A 22,756-nucleotide genomic window follows, 5' to 3' on the forward strand; every position below is an offset into this window, starting at 1 on the left:
GATCTATGTCTGATTTAGACGCACAACTCAAGCAGCGGCAAAAAAGCACTTTGTTGCCAATGCTTATTGGTGCTTTGCTAGCGCTGTTGTTAGCACTTACGGTTGTTGTCTATCTATTTGTAGTTAAAGGCCACACCATTAAGGTCTCACCTGAGCCTGCTGCGCAACAGGCGCAGTTTAAGGTCACTTCAGGCATGGGATGGTTGTCTGACAATGTACTATATCGCTTAGCCAGTGATGTGAGCGTGCAAGTTTCATCACCAACTTACTATGACCATGCACAGCAAATCACAGCTACCACAGCCAGTGTGGTTGAGGTGGAGCTGAAGCCAAAGCCGGGCACGTTGGCAGCAAAAGTATCCGTGCCCTTCGCCGAGCATACCTTGTGGGTCGTGGATGGGCAATTACTGGGCAAAGGCGCGGCCATCAGTGAGCCCCTTGAGCAAGGGCAATACCAGTTAAGCATAGAGAACCCTTACTACCAGCGCTGGCAAAAGCGCATTGAACTAGAGCGTGCACAAACATTAACCCTTGAGCCTTTACTTAAGCCTATTAAGGGCGCGTTGACCGTTGCTTCCGTCCCCAGCGGGGCGGATGTCTATGTCAATGACCAGCTTCAAGGGCAAACGCCATTCTCCCTCTCCGTTAGTGGGGGTATTTATCAAATCACCGTGCAAAAGCAGGGCTACAGAGACAGTACCGAAGAGCTCGAGGTAACCGAGCAGTTTCCCAGTGTGGAGCGTAACTATCAACTCAAGGCGCAACAAGCAACCCTCGCTTTTACCTTGCAGCCCAGCGGCGGCAGCTTATTTGTTAACGGTCAGTTGATCAGCGAGACAGAGCTCTCGGTTGATGCCAATACCATGCACAGCGTGCGTTATGTCAAACCGGGGTTTTACAGCTTTAATAGCAAGGTGATTTTACCGCCGCAGACCCATAAGGCGTATCCTATTACTCTTAAGCCTGAGCAAGGCAAGGTGACTATTACCAGTAATGTCCAAGCTCAGGTGTATATTGATGAGCAACCTGTGGCTGCTACCCCATTGACCACCACGTTGCCAGCGTTGGCCCATGATGTGAAGGTGGCAAAACCGGGCTATCGCGCGGTACACAAAAAGCTTACACCGAGCGCTGAGCACCCAACCACTATGCATGTTGAGCTATTAACCGAGTTTGACGCTCGGCGTAGGGAAGGGCGGCCTTTGTTTGTATCAACCTTAGGTATAGACATGAAGCGTTTCTCTATGGATGCCTTTACCATGGGCTCGCCGCAAAATGAAATAGGCCGTAAACGCAATGAGTTTCCGGTAAAGGTCGATTTTTCACGAACAGTGTGGGTGTCAGCGCATGAGATCAGCGAAGCGCAATTCAGTGCCTTCGCCAACGATGTCGCTCCATCCCCTTTACCCGTGAGCAATATCTCTTGGCTACGCGCGCTGCAATACTGTAATTGGTTGAGTGAGCAAGAGGCGCTGACACCTTACTATCGCATCGCCAATAACCAATTGCTTGGTATTAACCCACAAGCACGAGGTTACCGGTTATTAACGGAGGCGGAGTGGGAATGGTTGGCGAAAAAAGCAAAACGCGCTCGCGCCACTAAATATGTATGGGGCGATAGTGAGCGTATTCCTCGTGATGCAGGAAACTTTGCTGATAGCAGTTTAAAGGGTCAGCAGCCTTTCTACTTTGCCAACTATCAAGATGGCTTTGCTAACAAAGCCCCAGTCGGTAGCTTTCGCGCTGATAAAGCGGGGCTGTATGATTTGGCAGGCAATGTCAGTGAGTGGGTGTTTGATAGCAGCTCTTATGTTACCCCAGATCTGAGTAAGGTGCATATCGACTACACCGGGCCGCGCTCCACCGGGAACCCCATTGCTAAAGGGGGCAATTATTTATCTGGGCGCATGCAATCGCTGCGCGGCGCCGTAAAGATCATCAGCGACGGGCCAAGCGCCACTATTGGCTTTCGCATAGCGCGTTATGAGAGGTAAAAATGAAACGTAAACTTATTGTCGGCTTAGTCAGTGTCATACTGGCATGCACGGTAGGGGGAGTGGCGGTGGCTGCAAAAATTAGCCTCGACTCGCCGGCCACTTTCCCCGTTGATATTTAAGGATGCACTATGAGTAGTGATAATACGCGCATGAATTTACCACTTTGGGTATCGGTGAGTGTGTTTGTGCTTACCGTCGTTGTTGTGCACCTCTTGTATCAGGGCCTTATTCGCCCGGCCGCTGAGGCCGCTATTGCCGCTCATGGGGCCGGAGCCACAGCGAATGTGTGGGTAATACTCAAAGATGCCGAGCAACAGGCTTGTATCACTTTGGCTATATTCTGCTTGATTCTGATGGCGTACAAATATTACCGCATTGTCAGTAAAGAGGAGCCAGTATTTACCTTCGATTATTTGCAAACCTTTGCCAAGGATAAACCTTTAGTTGTGGATGAGGCTCTGGCTTATCTGGAACAAGGCGAAAGTGCGACAAACAGCTCAGTTGCAACGTGGATCAACTGTTTACGTCGTTATAAAAACACGCAAAACGTGCAGCACGCTGCCGATGCGATTCGTGATAGCGTCGAGTCTCTTGCCGCGCAGTTAGAGGCAGGTAACGCCATGATCCGCTTTTTCATTTGGGCCATTCCCAGTATCGGCTTTGTCGGCACAGTGCGTGGTATCGGCTCGGCGCTGGCCAAGGCCGAAGAGGCCGTCGCTGGGGATATTGCCGGCATGGTCGATAAGCTTGGCGTGGCCTTTAATTCAACCTTAGTGTCACTGCTGCTGTCCATTGTCTTGATGTATGTGTTGTTTCACTTAAATAACCGCCAAGATGAAATGGTGTTGAAGACCAAAAACAACTGTGAAACCCATCTGTTGACGCATTTGCATAAGTAACTGCTGATGTTTAAACGCCGCGCTGAGCAGGGGGTTAACCTATCTTTTTTAGACGTCATGGCATGTGGCCTTGGCGCGGTATTGCTGATTTTAATTGTCATTAAGTTTCAAGCTTATACAGCAGTGCCCAGCACCGAAATAGAGCGCTTACAGCAGCAGTTGGCGGCTGCAGATCAGCGTGTTCAGACAGCACAAGCACAGCTGGACGATATGAGCGCGCAAGTTAAGCAAGCGCAGGCGGATGGGCAGATCAGTAAAGCGCGGGTGGAGGCATTGCAAGTGATTCAACAAGCGGCGCAGCAGGCCTTAGCGCAGCAACAAGCGGTCGTTGCTCAGTTGCAGCAGTCAATTGCCGCAGCGGGGCCGGCCAAGGCCGATGATCCTGTCGCCTTGAGTGGGAGTGGTGAAGAGCAATACTTGTTGGGCCTTAAGGTCGAGGGCCAGCGTATTGGTATCTTGATTGATACCAGTGCGTCAATGACCGATGAGCAGTTGATTCAGGTGATCCGGCGAAAAATCGGCTCGGTGCAGCAAAAACAGCAAGGGCCCAAATGGCTGCGCACTAAGCGCGTAGCAAAATGGCTGTTAGCGCGCCTTCCTAACAATGCTCAAGTCAGTGTCATAAGCTTTAACTCCAGCACCCAAGTACTGGGTCTGCGCGCTATCAACTCGGCCAAAGTCGAGTCCAGCATGCAAGCCATCGTTGCCGATATTGATGCCTTGGTGCCAGAGCATGGCACAGACTTATATACCGCTTTAAAGACGATGCGCAGTACCTTGGAAAACCTCGATGCCCTGTATATCATTACCGATGGCTTACCCACCATGATGGCCGGTGCCCCCGGGTTTCGGGAAACTAAAAACTGCAAACCCCTGAGCGGCAATATGAAAACAATTGATGGTGACTGCCGTGCGCGTATTCATCAGTTTAGTGTTGCCGAGGCGGCCCCTAAGGTGCCCACCCATATTGTGTTGTTACCGCTTGAGGGCGACCCTTTAGCTCCGGCTCTTTATTGGAACTGGGCGAATGCCACCGGTGGCTTAATGATAAGCCCGGCAGGGAGTTGGCCATGAAAAGACGCGAGCCCATAGAGATATTCAGCCTGTCGTTTTTGGATATTATCTCCTGTGCCTTTGGGGCGGTTGTTATGCTTATTTTGTTAGCAAAAAATGCCGATCAGGGCGAGTATAACGACGCCGGTCAAGTTGCCAATCTAGTGATTGCCCTCGATGGCGCCGAGCAGCAACTACAGCAATTACAGCAAGCGCTTAAGCAAAGTGAGCAAGCATTGGCGCAGGCGCAAGCACAAGGTGCCAGCAATGCCAGCCAGCAACGCGCACTGGAAGCGCAAGTGGCCCGTACCAAAAATAACGTTCAGCAGCTGAGCGACGCCGCCTCTGGCCTCGAACAAAGCTTAATTGAACGCCAACGAGCAGCCATTAGCGCGGCTCAGGCCCCAGCTCGTGATGATGAAGTAGGCGGCATTCCGGTAGATAGTAATTATGTGGTGTTTATTATCGACACCTCAGGATCAATGAAGACAATTTGGCCGCGTGTGTTAACAACGCTGGATGAGGTACTTAACAACCACCCTCAAGTTACCGGCTTTCAAGTATTATCCGATAACGGTGATGTGTTAGGTGGCAGTCAACTCGGTTCATGGCGTAGCGACAGTAAAGCGCAACGAGCCGGGGTATTACGGGGATTGCAGCATTGGAGTGGCAGCTCAAACAGTTCACCGGTTGAGGGGATTGCCGCCAGCTTAAAGGCTTATGCCCGTTACCAAGGTGATTTAGCCCTGTATGTGTTTGGTGATGATTATACTGGTATCAGCTATGATGCAGCGTTGGCACAAATTAATCGCCTCAATCGAAACCATGGCAATCAACCCATTGCTCGAATTCATGGTATCGCCTTTAAACGCCATAGCGGGGCCTCACGGGATATGATCAAGTTCTCCACGTTAATGCGCGAAGTGGCGCGACAAAACAACGGCACTTTTATGGGCTTATAGAGCCTTCTCCTGATGCTGCTCGCATGTTTAAATAGCGGCTATAGAGTCTATTGGTAAGTACGTTATGGAAACCTATCGCGCTATATACGAGCGTGCGCTTGATCGAAAAGGCTCGCCCGCGCAGCTAGAAGCCTTATTGAGTCAACCCCTGAGCAGCGCACAACTGCAGCGCCTTAGTGATGATGCCTGGTTAGAAGAATTTACTCGTAAGATATTTCAAAGTGGCTTTTATTGGTCGGTTATTAATGCCAAATGGTCAGGGTTTCGTGAGGTTTTTTGGGACTTCAATATCGATAAGCTGCTGATGATGTCGCCAGAAATGCTCGAGCAAAAGGCCGCCGATGAGCGCATCGTGCGCAATTTTAAAAAGGTACAAACGGTGCCCGAAAATTGCTATATGATCTATGAAATAGCGCAGCAGCACGGCAGTTTTAGCAACTTCGTAGCGCAGTGGCCAAGCACCGACATCATTGGCCTGTGGCAGTATTTGAAAAAACAGGGAGCGCGCCTAGGTGGTAACACTGGGGCTTACGCGCTGCGCAGTATGGGCAAAGACACCTTTGTATTATCGCGGGATGTGGAAGCCTATTGCCGCGCCCACGAGGTGATCGACGGTGGTTTGCACAGCAAACGCTCACTCACCGCTATTCAAGCAATGTTTAACGACTTACAACAACAAAGCGGCCGCTCTTTACAAGAGCTCAGCTTACTTATCGCCTACAGTGTTGGCGACAACCGCGTTGGCATCGCCAGCTAAGGACAATTATGAAGCTTCACAACCCATATCAACATATTCCAGCCCTGAGTCACCAGGCCGAAGTTAAGCACTTCGAGCAAGCCCAAGTGTTGTTATGGAACGCCCCACTGGCTGAGCAATTTGGCCTAGGCGACGATGAGCAAAAGCGCTTGCTGCTGGGTCAAGGAGTGAAGAAAACCACGGCCTTAGCGTATGCTGGACATCAGTTTGGCAATTATGTGCCGTTATTGGGAGATGGGCGGGCACATTTGCTTGGCGCGTTAGTGGATGAGCAAGGTTTAAGCTGGGATATTCAACTGAAAGGCTCGGGAGCTACGCAATTTTCTCGTGGCGGCGATGGCCTCTGTGCCATAGGGCCCGCAATTCGTGAGTTTATTATGAGTGAAGCGCTGGCAGGGTTGGGTGTGCCTACCAGCCGTTGTTTAGGCGTGGCCTTAACCGGCGAGACCCTTATGCGCCAGCAGCCAAGTGCCGGTGCCATCGTCAGCCGTCTTGCTAGTAGCCACATCCGCGTCGGCAGCTTTCAGTTTTTGGCGGCGCAGCAAGAAACGCAAGCCTTGCAACAGCTGGTGGAGCTAACTATTGCTCGTCACTACCCGGAGTTGGCAGGTGAAACGGGGGACGCGCGTTTACTGGCTTTGTTTAATGCGGTGATGGCGAAGCAAATTGAGCTGGTGGTACAGTGGATGCGGGTAGGCTTTATTCATGGCGTTATGAATACCGACAATACCCTGGTGAGTGGTGAGACCATAGACTACGGTCCGTGTGCGATGATCAATCAATTTGATTTTAATCGTGCCTTTAGCTCGATAGATCGCCAAGGCCGCTATGCATATGGTAATCAGCCACAAATGGCCAACTGGAACTTAGCGCGCTTTGCTGAGACCTTAATTGACCTGTTTGCGGCGTCGCGAGAACAGGCGGTGGAAGCGCTGACGAATGCGCTAAACCAATTTGGTGACAAATTTAATTTGGCATTAAAACAGATGTGGATGAGTAAGCTGGGATTACTGGCAACGGACGGTGAGCAAGAGCCATTAATTAATGAGCTGTTGATGAGCATGCAGCAACAGCAATTGGATTTTACCAATACCTTTGCGCAACTCACTGACTATTGCCAAGGTAAACAAGCGGGCTTGGCTCAACTTGAAGCGGATTTAGGCCCGTGGTTAGAGCAATGGCAGAGCGTGGTGAACCAACACTTGCGCCAAAGTGCGACCTTGATGAGTAAGGCGAACCCCCAGGTGATCCCCCGTAATCATCAAGTCGAAGCGGTGATTGCGGACTTTGAACAGCAAGGCCACAGTGACAAGCTTGCGCCCTTGCTGGCGGCTTTAAAAGACCCTTATCAAGTGCAAGCACAACATCACTATCTACAGCACCCGCCCGCTACGAGTGATGAGCAGTATCAAACTTTCTGCGGCACTTAAAACGCCTGCGTTCGGTAAAAAGCCCGGCATGAACCGGGCTTTATGAGTTAATGGGCTTTGGCGTAGCTTTCGGCTTGGCGCCATACTCGCAGTAGATTCTCGCCTAAAATCTTTTTAATGTCGGCGTCGCTGTAGCCACGATCTAATAGCCCTTGTACTAGGTTCGGGTAAGTCGACACGTCTTTTAAGCCCACTGGCAATGAATCGCCAACACCGTCGTAATCAGAGCCAATACCGACGTGTTCGATGCCAATAAGCTCCACTACGTGATCAATGTGATCCAGCACTTGCTCTAAACTGGCATAAGGGAAAGGGTTCTTTTTACGGAATGCGGCTTTAAAGTCGGTGGTGTCCTTACCAGACTGCTTGGCTTGCTGCTGCGCTTCATCACGGCGGTCGTACCAAGTGTTGGCTTGGTTAGTCACAAAGCTAGAACCAAAGTTTATTTGGATCACTCCGCCATTTTTCTTCAGCGCGAGTAGCATGTCATCGTCCATATTGCGCTCAAAGCCGGGCGTGTATTTACGCAGCGATGAGTGCGAGGCAATAACCGGTACGTTGGAAATATCCATGACCTGATAAAATGCATCGTCGGAAATATGCGAAACATCAATAAGCATGCCGACGTTATTCATTTCCTGTACTAACTCTTTACCAAATGGGCTCAACCCCTTCCATTTGCGGCGAATATCGTAACTTGAGTCAGAAATGTGGTTACTTTGCGAGTGCGCAAGAGTGATATAGCGCACACCACGCTCATAGAAGTGGTGCAGATTTTTTAGCTCGCCCTCAATGGGTGAGCCATTTTCCATCCCCATTGCCAGCGACATAACGCCATTTTTAAACTGCTGCTCAACATCGGCCACTGAATCAGCAATGGCAAATTTGTCTGGGGCACGGTATGCGAGCGCCTCCATCATATCAATAAGTTGGTTTGCTAACTCGTAGCTTTTCCCCTTACCTTCGAACTCTAAGTGGGCGGGGATGTAAATAGACATAAACGGCGCGTTAAGGCCGCCTTCGATAGCACGCGGGTAATCAAAGTCACCGCGTTCGGTCGCTTTACTGACATCATCCCATTTATTGTGAATGCGATAGGGTACATCGATATGGGTATCGATAAGAATATTGTCTTTTGCCAGTTGAATTGCTTTTTCTGATGCCTGGTAGTCATCCTGTGCTGCAACACTTGTGCTGCCTAGTGCGATTGCTAGCGCTGCGCCTAGGGTGGAAAGTTTCATATCTGCCGCTCTTTATTGTTATCGTAGTGAGTGAACCATTGTCGCTAGAATTAGCCGGTAACTCAAGTGCAGCGCGGTGGTTGCCAAGCGAACAGCCGTGCATATAATGTAGACAGCAAGGAAGTTCGTTTTAGCAAGGAGTACGCAATGCCACCTGAAAATGCCATCTTATACAACAGTTCGACCGGTACCGCGAATCAAACTTATCCTGTTGAGAACATATAATGAAAAAGGCGATAATTGCGTTTATCTCGCTTCTTCCCCTGAGTTCTTTGGCGCAAAAAGAGCTAGCATCGGATCATTTCCTCGATATGTTTGAACAACAGTTTCCGGAGATGTTTTGTCAGCCCGAGCAATTTGCCCGTGTTTGTTTCACTTATAATTTCAATCAATGTGTGCAGCATACTCAAAACCACCTTTCCGAGTGCATGGCGTCTATTGCTCCGCAGGTGCCAAATGCAATTACATCGCGTGCACAAGCGACTGAATGGGGTGGCAAAATAGGGCGGTGTACAGGTAGTCGGTTTGGTCGCAGGCAGTTGATGGATGCCAACATCACTACACAATGTTTAAACGTCGCTAGCGAGGCTTTTATCCAAGAGTTTATGAATAACTGAGCGCTTTTTATTTAGCCGGTGCGGATCAGTGAACCTTTGGAAAGTGCTTGAGCGACATGTGCGAGAGGTGTTTTGCAAAGCGTTGCTGGATTCGCAGGCGTTAGTGCCTTATTGAGTTTGTATGCTCTGGGGCGATGAGTTAAAACTCATCGCGATCGATTTGATAATCCCCTTCTTCGGCCTGCATTTGCTTAAACTGCTGTGCACTCATAATGTTCACTTCTTCATGAAGCTCAGAGTACACAATCAGTGCTTCGCCGTTTTTCAGTTGTGTAAGAACCTGCTCAATTTTAGTTTGGTTGCCCACTTCGGTTTCACCATAGTCGGTCCCTTCACGCAGGATAAACTGCTCTATAAGGTTGGTAAGTGCTTCTTTACTTAGTTCTTTATAGGGAATAATCATGATTGTCCTAGGTGCTTGGCAAAAAACTCTGGGACGGCTTTCTCGAGCCAAAACTCCACCCCAAATAGGCCTTTATTGCTAATAAATCCAACATGGCCTCCGCGCTTGGATACGCGTAAGTCGACGGCATGTGACACATCCTCAGGGCGTGGCACGGCTTCGGGTGCCAGCATCGGATCATCCTCGGCATGAATTATTAATGTGGGGGTGGCTATGCGTTTTAAATAGGGCTTGGCACTGCTCTTTAGGTAATAGTCCTCAGCATCGGTAAAGCCATGCAGCGGCGCCGTCACTTGATTATCAAAATCCCATAGGTCATTAATATTGCGTAACTGTTGTTCATTGAGTGCCAGCGTGTCTTGCAGTTGGGGAAGTTTACGCGCCATGGACTTTTTCATTCTACCGAGTAGGTAGTGCTGATAAATCTTTCCTAGGCTCTTACGGATCACCTGACATGAACTGGATAAGTCATGGGGAGCGCTGACCACTGCCGCAGCGCTGAGACCACTTTTTTCACCTTGCTCACCCAGATATTTGGCCAGTACATTTCCCCCTAACGAAAAGCCCACGGCCGCTAAGGGGCGTTGGCCAAAGCGTTGCTGCAAAGTGCGAATTAAAAATCCCAGATCCTCGGTTTCACCACTATGATAAGCGCGAGGTTGGCGGTTCACTTCGCCAGAGCAATTACGAAAATGCATTAATACGGCATCAAGTCCTGATTGCTGCAGCGCCTTCATCATGCCTTTAGCATAAAAACTATCTATATTGCCTTCCAAGCCATGCAAAATAATCACCAACGGCTTATCGGGTTGTGCGGGCTGTGCCCAGGCGAGGTCGAGGAAGTCATCGTCTTCGGTGGTGATCACTTCGCGGTGATAAGCCACTTTAAAGCCGGGACGAAAATAGCGCGGTAAGATAGTTTGTAAGTGACGGCCTGGCATCCACCAAGCAGGAGTAAAATGTGTGCTCACAACATGTTAACCAAGAATATCCAGAGCCCAATAGTATCAAACTTTCACTGCTGGCTATAGACACAAAAATAAAGCCCCCGCTAATACCGAGATTAGAGGAGGCTTTGTGCGTCGTGCTTAATTTGGTTGGTTATCACCTCGCACAGCGAGGAGGTGATTGGTTGTTACTGTCCTTCAGGAACCTCAGCGTCCATTACTTTCTTGATAAAAAAGCCCACATAAAACAAGCAAAGTAGGATCACTACAGTGAGGAAGCCGAACGACAAAAACAATACTGGGTCTGAGAAAAAGTCGCGAAAAAATACTTGCATGGTGGCGTCTCCTGTTCCTTTGATGTGTTAAGTGTAGGGGACGCCAGGGGGATGAGATATGACCTAGATCAATATCGTGTTGGCCTTACGCAGGGCTTTGGTGTAGAGCTTGATCCAGATCAGCTTTTAATGGCAATAACGCATTAGGTAAATACAACGCGAGGTTAAAAGCCTGGGTATTATGGCGCAGAGTTAAGGTGTTGCAGGCGCTCACAAGTTGATGCTGCTGCAGCTTTTCCATGGCCAGCTCTAAGTCCAGTATCTGTGTGCGAATATTATTGTAGTTCACAACACTGCTTTGGTTGCGTTTGAGGTAACCGCGAATATCACGCAGTGGTTGCAGTGCATGCTCATTAAAGTCGCCAATACTGGCTATCAAGGAGTCTAACTGCTGTGCTTGAAGTGCCACATGTTGATAATCTAAGTAAGCCAAGAATAAACACAGATTGACGTTCAGACCATAATCATTTTGCCAATTAAGCAAGGTTTTTTGTACTTGCTCATTGTCATACACACTTAGGCTGAACTGCCAAAAGTCGGCGGCATCAATTGCTTTCATAAAAGGCCTGCTCCTGTTGCTCAAGTTCATCCATATGCTCGAGCAGTTGTTCTTCGGCAGCCTCCTGCTGCTGAGCATAATCGCTCTGCTGAGCCAATAATTGTTTTAGTCTCTCTTTATGCTGCTCCTCGTAAACACTATTGTCGCTGAGCTGACTTTCAATATCGGCCAGCTTGGGCGCGAGTGTATCGAGCTGTTTTTCTAGCTTGTCGATGGCCTTTTTTAGCGGTTGCACATGTTTGCGAAACTCTGCTTCTTTGCGTTTTTGCTCTTTTCTGTTGGCGCTGGAGTTGGCTTTATCGGGCTCAACCTGAGTCGGCTTTTGCTCTTGGTTAGCCTTCGTTAGCCACTGGTAGTAAGCATCTAAGTCATAGCCAAACTGGCGAACTTCGCCGCTATCAACCAAGTAAAACTCATCGGCGGTATTTTTCAGTAGGTGGCGATCGTGGGACACGGTGACCATGGCGCCATCAAAACTTTGTAGCGCCATCACGAGGGCATGGCGCATCTCTAAATCAAGGTGGTTAGTGGGCTCATCCAGCAGCAGTAAGTTGGGCTTTTGATACACTAACATGGCCAATACCAAACGTGCTTTTTCACCGCCTGAAAACGGCGCTACAGGGTCTAGTGCTTTATCGCCGATAAAGGCAAAGCCACCCAAAAAGTCGCGTAGCGACTGTTCGCTGGCCTGTGGGTTTAGGCGCTGCAAATGGGTTACCGGGCTTGCTTGTAAATCAAGCGCTTCAAGCTGGTGCTGGGCAAAGTAACCCACTTTGAGGCCTTGGTGGAAAAATACATCACCCGCTTGCGGGGCCAACTCTTGGGCTAGTAGCTTAATTAATGTCGATTTACCTGCGCCATTGCGCCCGAGTAAGGCAATGCGGCTGCCCGGGACTAGATTTAACTTAATACTGTGTAAAATAGTGGTATCACCATAGCCGGCCTGGGCGCCATCGAGGGCAATCAAGGGGTTGGGCAGGGCATCCGGCTCTGCAAAGCTAAAATCAAACGGCGAGTCGACATGCGCAGGCGCCAGTTTTTCCATGCGCTCCAGCGCTTTCACGCGGCTTTGCGCCTGTTTGGCCTTGCTGGCTTTCGCTTTAAAACGGGTAATAAACTTTTCCAGGTGAGCAATTTGCTCTTGTTGCTTGTCGAATTGCGCTTGTTGTTGCGCTAAACGCTCGGCTTTTTGTCGCTCAAATTGAGAGTAGTTACCTTTATAAACATTAATTTGCTGCTGATCGATATGCCAAATCTCACCGACTACTGCATCTAAAAACTCCCGGTCGTGAGAAATCAGCACCAAGGTCCCGGCATAACTGCGTAAAAATCGTTCGAGCCAATATACAGCGTCTAAGTCTAGGTGGTTAGTAGGTTCATCCAGCAACAATAAATCGGCATCACGGATCAACGCTTGCGCCAAATTCAAGCGCATACGCCAACCACCAGAGAAGTCACTGACCGCATAGTCTATTTGGGTATTGGAAAAGCCGAGGCCATGCAGCAATTCGCCAGCTTTGGCCTCAATACTATAGCCCTTCATCAGCTCAAGCTGTTGGTGCACTTGAGCTTGTGTCTCGCCATCGCCTTGTTGCTCTGCTTGTTTAAGCTGACAACGCAACGCGTAGTAATCCGGATTACCTTGTAGCACGTATTCCAAGGCAGTGATCGCCAATGCAGGCGTTTCCTGCTTTACCGAGGCTATAGACCACTCTTTTGGCACCTTAGCGTTGCCTGCATCGAGTTGTAGCTCACCTTTGAGTAGGGCAAACAGGCTTGATTTACCGCACCCGTTGCTGCCCACCAGGCCCACTTTATGCTGCGGGAACAAGGTGGCATTGGCATTTTTTAACAAGCATTTAGGGCCGCGTAAAAGCTCGATATCGGTAATCTGAATCATAGTGACTGCACGCTAATTAGTAATGTGCGAATGATAACACGGCCAGCACACTCAAGCGGGAAAGTTTTTGTGATACACTAGCGACAGTTGCTGCACCGAGCCACACGCGGCGATGGCCAAAGAGGTAATGATAATGAAACAGAAAAAGCGCTTTATCGCAGGGGCTAGCTGCCCTGAATGTCAGCAAATGGACACCATGATGCTATATAAAGAGCACGATGTAGAAAAAGTGCAGTGCGTGCAATGTGGCCATATTATGACCCAGCCCGAAAACGCCGTGCAGGCGTCCACGCGTCAGTTTGAACAAGTGATTGGCGTCTTCAAGCCGGAATAATTAATAATGCGGCGGTGGTGGCTCAAGTTCTTGCGTGCCGCCGGAGTTACTTTGCACTTCTCTTAGCTTCTCACCCAGTAATTCCATTTGTCGGCGCATTTTAGCGAGTTGCTGCTGGTGGGCCTTGATTTCATCATTGAGCACATCAATCGTTTCGTCTTGAAACGCTACCTTGGCTTCAAGGTTCTCTATACGTGTTTCTAATTGGTTCATGGCATGCCCTTTATATTGAAATATTCACTTAAGCCGCTGGAGCTCTCTGTGAGTAATTGATTGTTGTTGGTAAAGGCGACGGCAAACACCACCGCAGATTTTGGCTGGCTATTTGCTCTAGCTGCCACTTGGTAGTCTAATACTCGCTTACCTGAGTGAGTCTCCCATAGCGCAAGCTCGCGGCTAGGCGAACCTGTAGCCAGCCATTGACCATCATTGGAAAAGCGCACCGCGCTGAAAATCTTTTGTCGCGCAATATACTGCAATTGGCTATGTTGTGCACCTGTGCGCAAATCCCAAATACTCGCTTGGCGTTTGCTCCCAGCACTAAAAGCGAAGCGCCCTTGAGGGTCGAGTGCAACTTGGGTGACGCGACTAGCATGGTTAAAGCGATAGACCACTTGGCCACTTCGCGTATCCCACAGATAAGCTGCGTAGTCATTGGCACCGCTTAGCGCGTAGCGGCCGTTAGGTGATAAGGCGACGGCGTTAATTTTCTCTTGATGGCCTAAAAACTCAATGCGCCGCCCGGTTTGTAAATCTACATGCACAGCGACCCCATCAGCACGACCATAAAGCACATAACGGCCTTGATTTGCTATGGCGATGTCACGAATGTGAGACGCCTTAATGCTATAAAAGCCAAGGTTCTCACCGCTTTGTATATCCCACACTGCAAACTCTGTTTTAGTTGCCGTGACAGCGGTGCTATTGTCGTCGGCAATAGCTAATGCGATAACAGGATTCTGTTCATCTTCTTTAAGGTACCATTGAAATTTTAACGCATTGGCTTGATTGTCCCAGACTGCGACACCATGTTCTATGGTGGAGACCAAGCTGTATTGGCCATCAGCAGAAATGGCGGCATCAAAAGCCCCTGCGCTGGCGTGTTGATACTGCTTTATGGCATCCGAATGTTGTGGCTGGCAAGCAATTAAGAGCGCTAAGCAGATAACAATGGAGAATGAGCGAATTATTAACATAAATTTACCAGCGTCCCTTAACTCTGCTGTCGCAAGCAGTTAGACTAGAAGTCACAACTCTAGGTTGTTTTCCTAATTATTTCATTAAAGTAATTAGAAAAACAGCCTCATGCTGGAGTTGAAAGCCAGAGCTAGCTTTATGCTAACTCTAATCAAAATTTAGTTTTGTAACCTTAAAATGGCAACACCAAGTTGCTGGAGACTATGTATGAAAAAAACAATTAAGCTATCGCTCGTTGCAGCGTCTGTACTAGCACTTACGGCGTGTAATCAAGAAGCGGCTAAGCCAGAGGTAAAAGAAGTAAAACTAGAAACCGAAGCTCAGCAGCAATCTTATGGCATTGGTGCGTCTGTTGGTAACTTCTTAAACAAAGATTTAGCGGATAAAAAAGAACTGGGTATCGAGCTTGATCAAGAGCTTATGTTACGTGGTTTTAAAGATGCACTTGCTGGTGATGCAAAAATCGAAGAAGAAAAAATCCGTGAAGTACTGACTGCACTAGACGAGTCTGTTCGCGCTAAGCAACAAGAGCAGGCGAAAGCGGCAGCACAAGAAAACCTAGCAGAAGGCGAGAAGTACCTTGCTGAGAATGCTAAAAAAGAAGGCGTTGAAGTCACTGAGTCAGGCCTGCAGTACGAAGTACTTGAGCAAGGCGATGGTGAAAAACCTGCTGAAACAGATACTGTAAAAGTACACTATAAAGGTACTTTACTTGATGGCACTGAGTTCGACAGCTCATACTCACGCAACGAACCGACTACCTTCCCACTTAATCGTGTGATCCCAGGTTGGACTGAAGGCCTACAACTTATGCCTGTAGGTGCGAAGTACAAATTTACTATTCCGTCAGAGCTAGCTTATGGCGAGCGTGACCTTGGCAAGATCCCAGCTAACTCTACTTTAGTATTTGAAGTTGAGTTGCTAGAGATTGTTAAGCCTAAAGAAGAAGCTGCAGCAGAATAAGTAGCTAGATAAAAAAAGAGAGCCTAGGCTCTCTTTTTTTGTGCCTGTAAAGCACTAAAAATAACGCCTCCTTTTTGCTGAGGCTTTATTTTTCTATGTATGATTGGTGTAGAGGTTGTGAATCAGTTCATCCTCTAATTCAAAGCGGGTGCTAAGTGCTTCCCCTAATGCTGACAAGTCATTGTCGAAGTTTTCCATCAGGTCATCACCTTTAACCTCGGCGTAGCTGTCGTTAAAGTCTAAAGCCACATCTGTAGTTGCAGAAATTTGTGGGTAAAGGGATTGAGCCAGCTCTAAGCTCTCTGGTCCACGACTTTCACATTGCTTAACGATGTCATCATAGATTTCAAAGTGTCCGGCAGATAAGTAATCCATTAACAACTGACAAAATTGCTGAATAGTCGCCGGCTCGGGCAATGCTTTATCATGCTTCGCGTTGTGCGAATTGCCCGCCATATTGCAGTACTGCACAAGCAGCTCCTGGCGCTCTGCTAACCATTTATCAATAACTGTGTGGCTGCCGCCCCATTTCTGTTGTGCTTTTTCCAACCGCGATAACATCGTTGCTCTCCTAACCTGCGTTGGTCATACCCCTATAAAAAGGAAATCTGCGTCAAAGGTCAACCTATTTTTGCGAATTAATCGATCTATAAGTGTATGGAATCAGCATAAAACTTGGCTATACAAGGCGTATTGCGGGGGGAAGGAGTTAGAAAAGAAAAAGCCACCGCAAGGGTGGCCGAATTTCTTTAGCAGTCTCGTTAACCGAGCTTCTTTTTATTTAATGTGTTTCTAGCTTTTTATTATTGTTCTCTAGCAACGGATACAGTTATACCAAGGTCGTATGTGTGTTGCAAGTTCTTTAACAGAAAAATTTACTTTTTTTTATCAAAAATCACTAAAAGCTGAACAGTGAATCTTTTTAAAAGCGCAAGATTTTGCCTGATTCAATGATCTAATTCATAGTGCCACAGTACGGTTGTGTTAGAATAATCGCAGTTTATTTTCAGTAAAAAAGAGTCACGCCATGAGCGAATTGAAAAATGATCGTTATCTTCGCGCCCTAGCAAAACAGCCAGTGGACCAAACTCCGGTCTGGATGATGCGTCAAGCTGGACGTTACCTCCCTGAGTATCGCGCTACACGAGCTCAAGCGGGTGACTTTATGAGCTTATGTAAGAACGCGGAATTGGCCTGTGAAGTGACTCTGCAACCACTGCGTCGGTACCCTTTAGATGCCGCCATACTCTTCAGTGATATTCTCACTATTCCTGACGCAATGGGTCTTGGGCTTTACTTCGAAACCGGAGAAGGGCCTAAGTTTGAGCGCCCATTAAGTAGCTATCAAGAAGTTGCCAATCTTGCCATTCCAGACCCTGAAGACGAGCTTGGCTATGTGATGAATGCGGTGCGTACTATTCGCCGTGAATTAAAAGGTGAGGTGCCACTGATAGGCTTTTCAGGCTCGCCTTGGACACTTGCTACTTATATGGTTGAAGGCGGTAGCAGCAAGACGTTCGGCAAAATTAAGAAAATGGCATTTGCTGAGCCTAAAACTTTACACTTGCTATTGGATAAGCTCGCAGACTCGGTTACTAGCTATTTGAATGCGCAAGTAAAGGCCGGTGCGCAATCACTCATGGTATTCGATTCTTGGGGTGGGGTGTTAAGCCCGCGTGATTACGAAGAATTTTCTTTGCGTTACATGCAAAAGATCGTTGATGGTTTAATCAGGGAGCATGATGGTCGTAAAGTGCCTGTCACCTTGTTCACTAAAAATGGCGGCCAATGGATTGAAAAAATCGCGGCTACTGGTTGTGATGCAATCGGTTTGGATTGGACCATTGATATTGCCGATGCTAAGCGCCGAGTGGGAGACCAAGTCGCTCTGCAAGGGAATATGGACCCGTCTATGCTGCATGCTTCGCCTGAGCGCATCCGCTCAGAGGTTGAAACTATTCTTGCAGGCTTTGGCGAGGGCACAGGACATATCTTTAACCTAGGCCACGGTATTACTCCGGATGTTAACCCTGAGCACGCTGGTGCGTTTATTAATGCCGTAGGTGAGTTAAGCCGTAAATACCACAAGTAACGAGTTACTAAGCAATAAAAAGCCCGCTTTCGCGGGCTTTTTTGTATTTGTAATGAAGAGGTTATATCAGGCGTTAATATATTAAGCTGGTGCCATTGGCCATCATGGATGCGCGGCCTTCCATCAGTTCTAAGTAGTTTTGTGTTGGCCAATTACGACGTTTAGCTTCGTCATAGGCTTGGCGCAGGTACTTTTCGCCCTGTTGCATGCGACCCAGCTCGCTATAAGCCACTCCCAGTACTGACAGTAACACTGGGTTGTCAGGCGCATCTGAGCGCGCTAGCTCGGCATATTTTACCGCTTCTTCGTAATTACGAATTGACTCTTTGTCTGCGAAAGCGAGCAACTTTGCGTATGCGATCATGGCTGGTAAATACTGGTTGTGAGTCGCTTTTCTGAGGATATCTGCAGCTCTATCTAAGTCATAATGAATGGTTTCATAATCAAGTAGCTTAGTTGCTAGTTGATACTGTGCCCGCTCATTACCACTGTTACTTGCAAGCTCTAACCATGAAAAGGCTTTATCTTTATCGGCTTTACACGCGGTGCCGTACTCAAAACAGCGCACCATCCACAATTGCGCGTCATAGTTACCATTGCGGGCAGCGCGGTAATACCAATCTAGGTAGTGATCTTTTGACTGTTCAATCAGATCGCTCTCTAGCATCATGGCATAGCGAGCCTGAGCATAGTTATTGCCATCTTCGGCCAGTGCTTTTAGCTTTTGTGCATACTCAGCTAATTGCGATTCATACTCGCGACGATGGCTCTTTTTAGAAGCTTCTAACTTGAAGGTGTGGGTTAGGTCATAAACGGCTTGCGGTTCACCACTGTAGTCGTTGGGCACCTTATATTGCCATTGGCTAATGGCCTCTAGGGCGGCGTCATCAATGACATCTTTAGGGAATGAAGCAATAACACGGTGGTTAACAACCTGGCCTTGTTGATTAACGTCAAAGCCTACGGTAGCCCAAGCACTTTGTACTTCAGATAAGCTACTTCCATACTCCGGCTCAACTTTGCTTTTGACGGTGATATAGCGGGCATCATGTCCAGATTTATCTTTTACTGGAGCCAAGACGCGCTGGTGAACATCAAAACCAAAATCACGAGCGAGCGCTTTGTAGTGATCTTTGCCTTCTTTGCGCGAAGGGACCAAACGACGGATCTTACGATAGCGATCTTTGGCATCATCGTTGCCAAAGTCCAAAGCAATCATGTACCACGAGAATGCACTGTAAATATCTTCCTCGGTACCGAGCCCAAGTTCATACATACGTGCCAGCTCGTACATTGCCTTAGCGTGGCCTTGTTGTGCTAGCTGTTTAAATTCGTTAAACGCAGCAGTGTAATCTTCATTTTTGAGATCTTTTGTTGCACTGGAGTAGTCAGCGAAAGCGGTGAAGCTAGCAAGACCGAGCGCGGCACAAAGCCCTAATGCACGTATACCCATTCCCTCATTACCTGTTTTTTTTCTTATATGTTTAAGAGTTTACAATAATTTTACAGGCGAACAAGAGCTCTTATAGAAAAAATGGGCACAATGCCCATTTTTTCAGTTATATATGATGTGTATCAAACCAAACGGTTTAGCCCGTTAAGCGCTGCAACGCGGTAGGCCTCGGCCATCGTAGGATAGTTGAAGGTGGTGTTAACAAAGTATTCGACATTATTGCCACTGCCTTTTTGCTCCATAATAGCTTGGCCGATGTGGACAATCTCCGAGGCGCGTTCGCCGAAGCAATGCACACCCAGTACTTCTTTAGTCTCACTATGGAAAAGAATTTTTAAACTACCGACGTCGGTACCAGCGATTTGCGCTCGAGCTAGGTGTTTAAATTGGGCGCGACCCACCTCATAAGGAATTTTTGCGGCGGTAAGTTGTTGCTCTGTTTTACCCACTGAACTCATCTCAGGAATGGTATAAATCCCGGCAGGAATATCAATAATCAGCTTTTCTTTGCACTCACCTTGAACAATGGCATCGGCACAAATACGGCCTTGATCAAAAGCTGCACTGGCTAGACTTGGGTAACCAATCACATCACCAACGGCATAAACATTATCGACTTCGGTTTGGTAGCTCTCGTTGACTTTCAGCTGACCACGACCGTCGGCTTTAAGACCAATGGCTTGCAAGTTTAGGGTATCAGTATTACCGGTTCGGCCGTTGGCAAATAATAAGCAGTCGGCTTTGACGCGTTTGCCTGATTTCATATGCATGATAATGCCATCGTCTTTGGTTTCGACGTGGTCGAATTCCTCATTATGGCGAATGAAGATGCCACTGTTCCAAAAGTGATAACTTAAAGCGTCGGATATTTCATCATCCATAAAGGCCAGCAAACGGTCGCGAGTGTTGACCAAGTCTACCTTCATGCCCAAACCTTTAAAAATAGATGCGTACTCACAGCCAATCACGCCAGCACCGTAAATAAGAATGCGCTGAGGATCATCTTTGAGGCTTAAAATGGTATCGCTGTCGAATACCCGAGGGTGGTTAAAATCAATTTCTTTAGGGCGGTAAGGGCGTGAGCCCGTGGCGATTACAATAATAGGCGCGCTTAAGCGTTCAAACGAACCATCTTGATGCTGCACGTTCACCGTTGTTTTATCAACGAAACTGGCTTCTCCTTGAAACAAGTCAATACGGTTACGCTCGTAAAAGCTGCTGCGTAAACTTGACTGCTTAGAGATAACTGAACTGGTATGATTCAAGATGTCGGCAAAGGTAATGCGCCCTGGGCGTTCGGTGATATTGAATAGCGGATTTGCTTTGTACTCAATATAGCGGCTCACTGAATGGCGCAGCGCCTTTGAAGGAATGGTTCCCCAGTGCACACAGCCACCGCCTACGGCTTGCTGACGTTCAATGACAGCAACCTTCTTATTGCTTTTCGCAAGATTCATGGCGGTTCCTTCACCGCCAGGACCTGTGCCAATGATAATGGCATCGTACTGATACGATGCCTCTGCTTTAGGTTGCTGTTTTTTGCTTGCTGTTTGCTTTGCCACGGTGACTCCTTAGGGCATTAACAATGAGCCTTAAGCAAGCGGGCGTTGAGGGCTAACCAAGCTTGTTTTTGCGCTTGCCAGGCATCTTCTAATTCATGGTATTGCTTCATTAAAGCGGATTTTTCGCATTGTTGCAGCACCGAATCGCGCTTTGCTTCAAGTACTTGCTTTTGCACTTGGCAAAAATGCTGAAGTTTTTTCAACAGTACATCATACTCGCTTTGAAGCAAAACCAGTTTTTCCTGAGCACTTTCAATGGCTGCCAGTTTACCTTGGGTACGACTCATTAAGGTTTGTGCTTTGGCGCGCTCAATACGCTCCACTGGAGTGCGTTTTAGCTTTTTCGCTAAGCCGACCCATGAGCAGGCGCGGATCAGCCACTTGGTCGGATCATAATGCCACCAACGAATGCCATTGCGATAGTCGCTGGCGAAAATATGGTGAAAATTATGATAGCCCTCACCATAAGTTAATAGCGCCAAGAAACCATTATCGCGGGCGGTGTTTTTTTCGGTGTATGGGCGTGAACCCCAAATATGCGCCAAAGAATTAATAAAAAACGTAAAGTGTTGTGATAGTACCAGGCGCAGTAAGCCCGCGAGTAACATCATGCCTAGCACGTTACCAAAGATCAGCCCTAATAGCAGCGGCAGGCCGAGGTTCATCGCCCATACCAGCTTCATATAATGGCGGTGTTGCCACATCACTACTTTATTGCGCTGTAAGTCACGGGCATTGTTGTAATTACTGTATTGTTCACCCTGATAATCTCTGAGCATCCAGCCAATATGGCTGTACCAGAATCCGCGCGTGGCGGCGTAGGGGTCTTTTACTGGATCGTCAACCTGGCCGTGGTGTACACGGTGATCGCTACTCCAATGCAACGCACTGTTTTGCAGTGCGAAGGCCCCGCCGAGTGCGAAAATCACTTCGATAACGGGGTGTGCCTCATAGGCTTTGTGCGCCCACAGGCGGTGATATCCAGCCGTAATTGACAGCCCGGCATAAAACATACAGGCAATAAAGGCAATCCAGTGCGCGCTTGTGTATCCGTAGGTGATTCCATACCAGGGAACTAACGTAATGGCGGCCAAAAATGACAGGCTAAAAAACAGCACATTGACCCACAAAATAGGTGGTTTTTTCATTCTATAACTATTCTATAAATAATCTCAGCGTACAACTGTACGCTAAAATAGAGGTTCAATCCTTTAGCGTCAAGTATTAGACTTAAGTTTTTAACTGCTTAGGTGGCAAAGATGGCCGGAGTTCGCGCCCAGCAAAAACTAAAAACTCGTCAAGCTCTGATAGAAGCAGCATTCAATCAGCTCAGTGCTGAACATAGCTTTTCCAACTTGAGTTTGCGTGAAGTCGCGCGCGAGGCGGGGATTGCTCCCACTTCTTTCTACCGCCACTTTAAAGATATGAATGAGCTGGGCTTAACTATGGTCGATGAGGCAGGCCTGACTCTGCGTCAGCTAATGCGTCAAGCTCGGCGACGAATAGCCAGTGGTGGCAGCGTCATTTCCACATCGGTACTGACCTTTTTGGAGTTTATCGATAATCAACCGAATCAGTTTCGACTGCTATTGCGCGAGCGCTCAGGCACCTCAAAAGCGTTTCGTGCCGCCGTGGCCCGAGAAATTAAGCATTTTATCCTCGAATTAGCGCATTATTTGGAAAGCGAGACGCGCTGTGATGCCTCGCACGCCCATATGCAAGCCGAAGCCATGGTTACTATAGTGTTCACATCTGGCGCAGAAGCGCTCGACCTAGAAGGGCAGTCGCGTGAGGAGTTAATAGAACGGCTGATTTGGCAGCTGCGTTATATCTCTCATGGCGGCAACCACTATGCACAAAAAGCGAGCAAATAAACGCTTTTGGAAAATAAAATAACCTTGGCGCTATTTCTGTTTCTCGAGCGCCTTCTTTGTTCTCTTAATCTCTAATTTGTTATATTAATTCAGTTTGGCTGTTTTTGTTGGATTTATATTTCTTTAGTTGCGGGTTTTAACCGGTATTTTTGGAATATCTATGCTTGCCCCGCTGTTCTCT

Annotated in this window: 23 protein-coding genes; 11 read left to right on the plus strand and 12 right to left on the minus strand. The window is 48.0% G+C overall.

Annotated features, from left to right (window positions below):
• Window positions 1-5: 5 nt before the first annotated feature.
• From FIU82_RS00900 to FIU82_RS00925, 6 genes are all read left to right on the plus strand, one after another.
• On the plus strand, window positions 6-1,994 hold the full coding sequence (locus tag FIU82_RS00900) for a PEGA domain-containing protein (RefSeq protein ID WP_152440110.1): 1,989 nt from the start codon (window positions 6-8) through the stop codon (window positions 1,992-1,994).
• A 131-nt stretch (window positions 1,995-2,125) separates the two neighbouring features.
• Window positions 2,126-2,896, plus strand: coding sequence for a MotA/TolQ/ExbB proton channel family protein (locus FIU82_RS00905; protein WP_022945917.1), 771 nt, complete (start codon window positions 2,126-2,128; stop codon window positions 2,894-2,896).
• Window positions 2,897-2,902: 6 nt separating this feature from the next.
• Window positions 2,903-3,970 (plus strand): vWA domain-containing protein, encoded by a 1,068-nt coding sequence (locus FIU82_RS00910; RefSeq protein WP_152440111.1) that lies wholly within the window; start codon window positions 2,903-2,905, stop codon window positions 3,968-3,970.
• A complete protein-coding gene (locus FIU82_RS00915; RefSeq protein WP_152440112.1) occupies window positions 3,967-4,911 on the plus strand; it encodes a hypothetical protein in 945 nt (314 codons plus the stop codon). The genes FIU82_RS00910 and FIU82_RS00915 overlap by 4 nt, the downstream gene beginning before the upstream one ends.
• A gap of 64 nt (window positions 4,912-4,975) precedes the next feature.
• Window positions 4,976-5,668 (plus strand): DNA-3-methyladenine glycosylase I, encoded by a 693-nt coding sequence (locus tag FIU82_RS00920; RefSeq protein WP_152440113.1) that lies wholly within the window; start codon window positions 4,976-4,978, stop codon window positions 5,666-5,668.
• Window positions 5,669-5,676: 8 nt separating this feature from the next.
• Window positions 5,677-7,098, plus strand: coding sequence for a YdiU family protein (locus FIU82_RS00925; RefSeq protein ID WP_152440114.1), 1,422 nt, complete (start codon window positions 5,677-5,679; stop codon window positions 7,096-7,098).
• A gap of 47 nt (window positions 7,099-7,145) precedes the next feature.
• Here the strand turns inward: FIU82_RS00925 and FIU82_RS00930 are convergent, their stop codons facing one another.
• Window positions 7,146-8,339, minus strand: coding sequence for a dipeptidase (locus FIU82_RS00930; protein ID WP_022945922.1), 1,194 nt, complete (start codon window positions 8,337-8,339; stop codon window positions 7,146-7,148).
• Between the two features lie 224 nt (window positions 8,340-8,563).
• Between FIU82_RS00930 and FIU82_RS00935 the strand changes: the two genes are divergently transcribed.
• Window positions 8,564-8,956 carry a hypothetical protein gene (locus FIU82_RS00935; protein WP_138589244.1) on the plus strand — a complete coding sequence of 131 codons (393 nt, stop codon included), beginning with the start codon at window positions 8,564-8,566 and terminating at the stop codon, window positions 8,954-8,956.
• Between the two features lie 139 nt (window positions 8,957-9,095).
• On the opposite strand, the gene FIU82_RS00940 is transcribed toward FIU82_RS00935, so the two are convergent.
• The 5 genes from FIU82_RS00940 to FIU82_RS00955 form a co-directional block, all read right to left on the minus strand.
• On the minus strand, window positions 9,096-9,359 hold the full coding sequence (locus FIU82_RS00940; protein ID WP_138547935.1) for a YheU family protein: 264 nt from the start codon (window positions 9,357-9,359) through the stop codon (window positions 9,096-9,098).
• Window positions 9,356-10,330 (minus strand): hydrolase, encoded by a 975-nt coding sequence (locus tag FIU82_RS00945; protein WP_026111259.1) that lies wholly within the window; start codon window positions 10,328-10,330, stop codon window positions 9,356-9,358. The genes FIU82_RS00940 and FIU82_RS00945 overlap by 4 nt, the downstream gene beginning before the upstream one ends.
• 164 nt (window positions 10,331-10,494) lie before the next feature.
• Entirely contained in the window at window positions 10,495-10,641 is a 147-nt protein-coding gene (locus FIU82_RS18615) for a hypothetical protein (RefSeq protein ID WP_165381132.1), read from the minus strand.
• A gap of 85 nt (window positions 10,642-10,726) precedes the next feature.
• Window positions 10,727-11,200 (minus strand): TIGR02444 family protein, encoded by a 474-nt coding sequence (locus FIU82_RS00950; protein WP_172972689.1) that lies wholly within the window; start codon window positions 11,198-11,200, stop codon window positions 10,727-10,729.
• Entirely contained in the window at window positions 11,187-13,100 is a 1,914-nt protein-coding gene (locus tag FIU82_RS00955; RefSeq protein ID WP_152440116.1) for an ATP-binding cassette domain-containing protein, read from the minus strand. Before FIU82_RS00955 ends, FIU82_RS00950 begins: the two co-directional genes overlap by 14 nt.
• A 133-nt stretch (window positions 13,101-13,233) precedes the next feature.
• On the opposite strand from FIU82_RS00955, the gene FIU82_RS00960 reads away from it, so the two are divergent.
• On the plus strand, window positions 13,234-13,434 hold the full coding sequence (locus FIU82_RS00960; RefSeq protein WP_022945930.1) for a YheV family putative zinc ribbon protein: 201 nt from the start codon (window positions 13,234-13,236) through the stop codon (window positions 13,432-13,434).
• On the opposite strand, the gene FIU82_RS00965 is transcribed toward FIU82_RS00960, so the two are convergent.
• Window positions 13,435-13,647: a SlyX family protein gene (locus FIU82_RS00965; protein WP_022945931.1), complete on the minus strand. Its 213-nt coding sequence runs from the start codon at window positions 13,645-13,647 to the stop codon at window positions 13,435-13,437.
• Window positions 13,644-14,630: a WD40 repeat domain-containing protein gene (locus FIU82_RS00970; protein WP_152440117.1), complete on the minus strand. Its 987-nt coding sequence runs from the start codon at window positions 14,628-14,630 to the stop codon at window positions 13,644-13,646. Before FIU82_RS00970 ends, FIU82_RS00965 begins: the two co-directional genes overlap by 4 nt.
• A 208-nt stretch (window positions 14,631-14,838) precedes the next feature.
• Here FIU82_RS00970 and fkpA point away from each other — a divergent pair, with 208 nt between their 5' ends.
• Window positions 14,839-15,594, plus strand: coding sequence for an FKBP-type peptidyl-prolyl cis-trans isomerase (fkpA, locus tag FIU82_RS00975; RefSeq protein WP_022945933.1), 756 nt, complete (start codon window positions 14,839-14,841; stop codon window positions 15,592-15,594).
• Window positions 15,595-15,687: 93 nt separating this feature from the next.
• On the opposite strand, the gene FIU82_RS00980 is transcribed toward fkpA, so the two are convergent.
• Window positions 15,688-16,155 (minus strand): Rsd/AlgQ family anti-sigma factor, encoded by a 468-nt coding sequence (locus FIU82_RS00980; RefSeq protein WP_022945934.1) that lies wholly within the window; start codon window positions 16,153-16,155, stop codon window positions 15,688-15,690.
• 466 nt (window positions 16,156-16,621) lie between these two features.
• Here FIU82_RS00980 and hemE point away from each other — a divergent pair, with 466 nt between their 5' ends.
• Window positions 16,622-17,686, plus strand: a complete 1,065-nt coding sequence (gene hemE / locus FIU82_RS00985; RefSeq protein WP_022945935.1) for a uroporphyrinogen decarboxylase — start codon at window positions 16,622-16,624, stop codon at window positions 17,684-17,686.
• 73 nt (window positions 17,687-17,759) lie between these two features.
• Here the strand turns inward: hemE and FIU82_RS00990 are convergent, their stop codons facing one another.
• The 3 genes from FIU82_RS00990 to FIU82_RS01000 form a co-directional block, all read right to left on the minus strand.
• Entirely contained in the window at window positions 17,760-19,139 is a 1,380-nt protein-coding gene (locus tag FIU82_RS00990) for a TonB family protein (RefSeq protein ID WP_138510409.1), read from the minus strand.
• Window positions 19,140-19,261: 122 nt separating this feature from the next.
• Window positions 19,262-20,596: a Si-specific NAD(P)(+) transhydrogenase gene (gene sthA / locus FIU82_RS00995; RefSeq protein WP_235045757.1), complete on the minus strand. Its 1,335-nt coding sequence runs from the start codon at window positions 20,594-20,596 to the stop codon at window positions 19,262-19,264.
• Between the two features lie 122 nt (window positions 20,597-20,718).
• Window positions 20,719-21,849 (minus strand): fatty acid desaturase, encoded by a 1,131-nt coding sequence (locus FIU82_RS01000; protein ID WP_022945938.1) that lies wholly within the window; start codon window positions 21,847-21,849, stop codon window positions 20,719-20,721.
• 111 nt (window positions 21,850-21,960) lie between these two features.
• Between FIU82_RS01000 and fabR the strand changes: the two genes are divergently transcribed.
• A complete protein-coding gene (gene fabR / locus FIU82_RS01005; RefSeq protein ID WP_022945939.1) occupies window positions 21,961-22,575 on the plus strand; it encodes an HTH-type transcriptional repressor FabR in 615 nt (204 codons plus the stop codon).
• Window positions 22,576-22,756: the final 181 nt, after the last annotated feature.

The sequence above is a fragment of the Pseudoalteromonas sp. THAF3 genome (genome assembly GCF_009363775.1).
GTDB lineage: Bacteria > Pseudomonadota > Gammaproteobacteria > Enterobacterales > Alteromonadaceae > Pseudoalteromonas > Pseudoalteromonas ruthenica.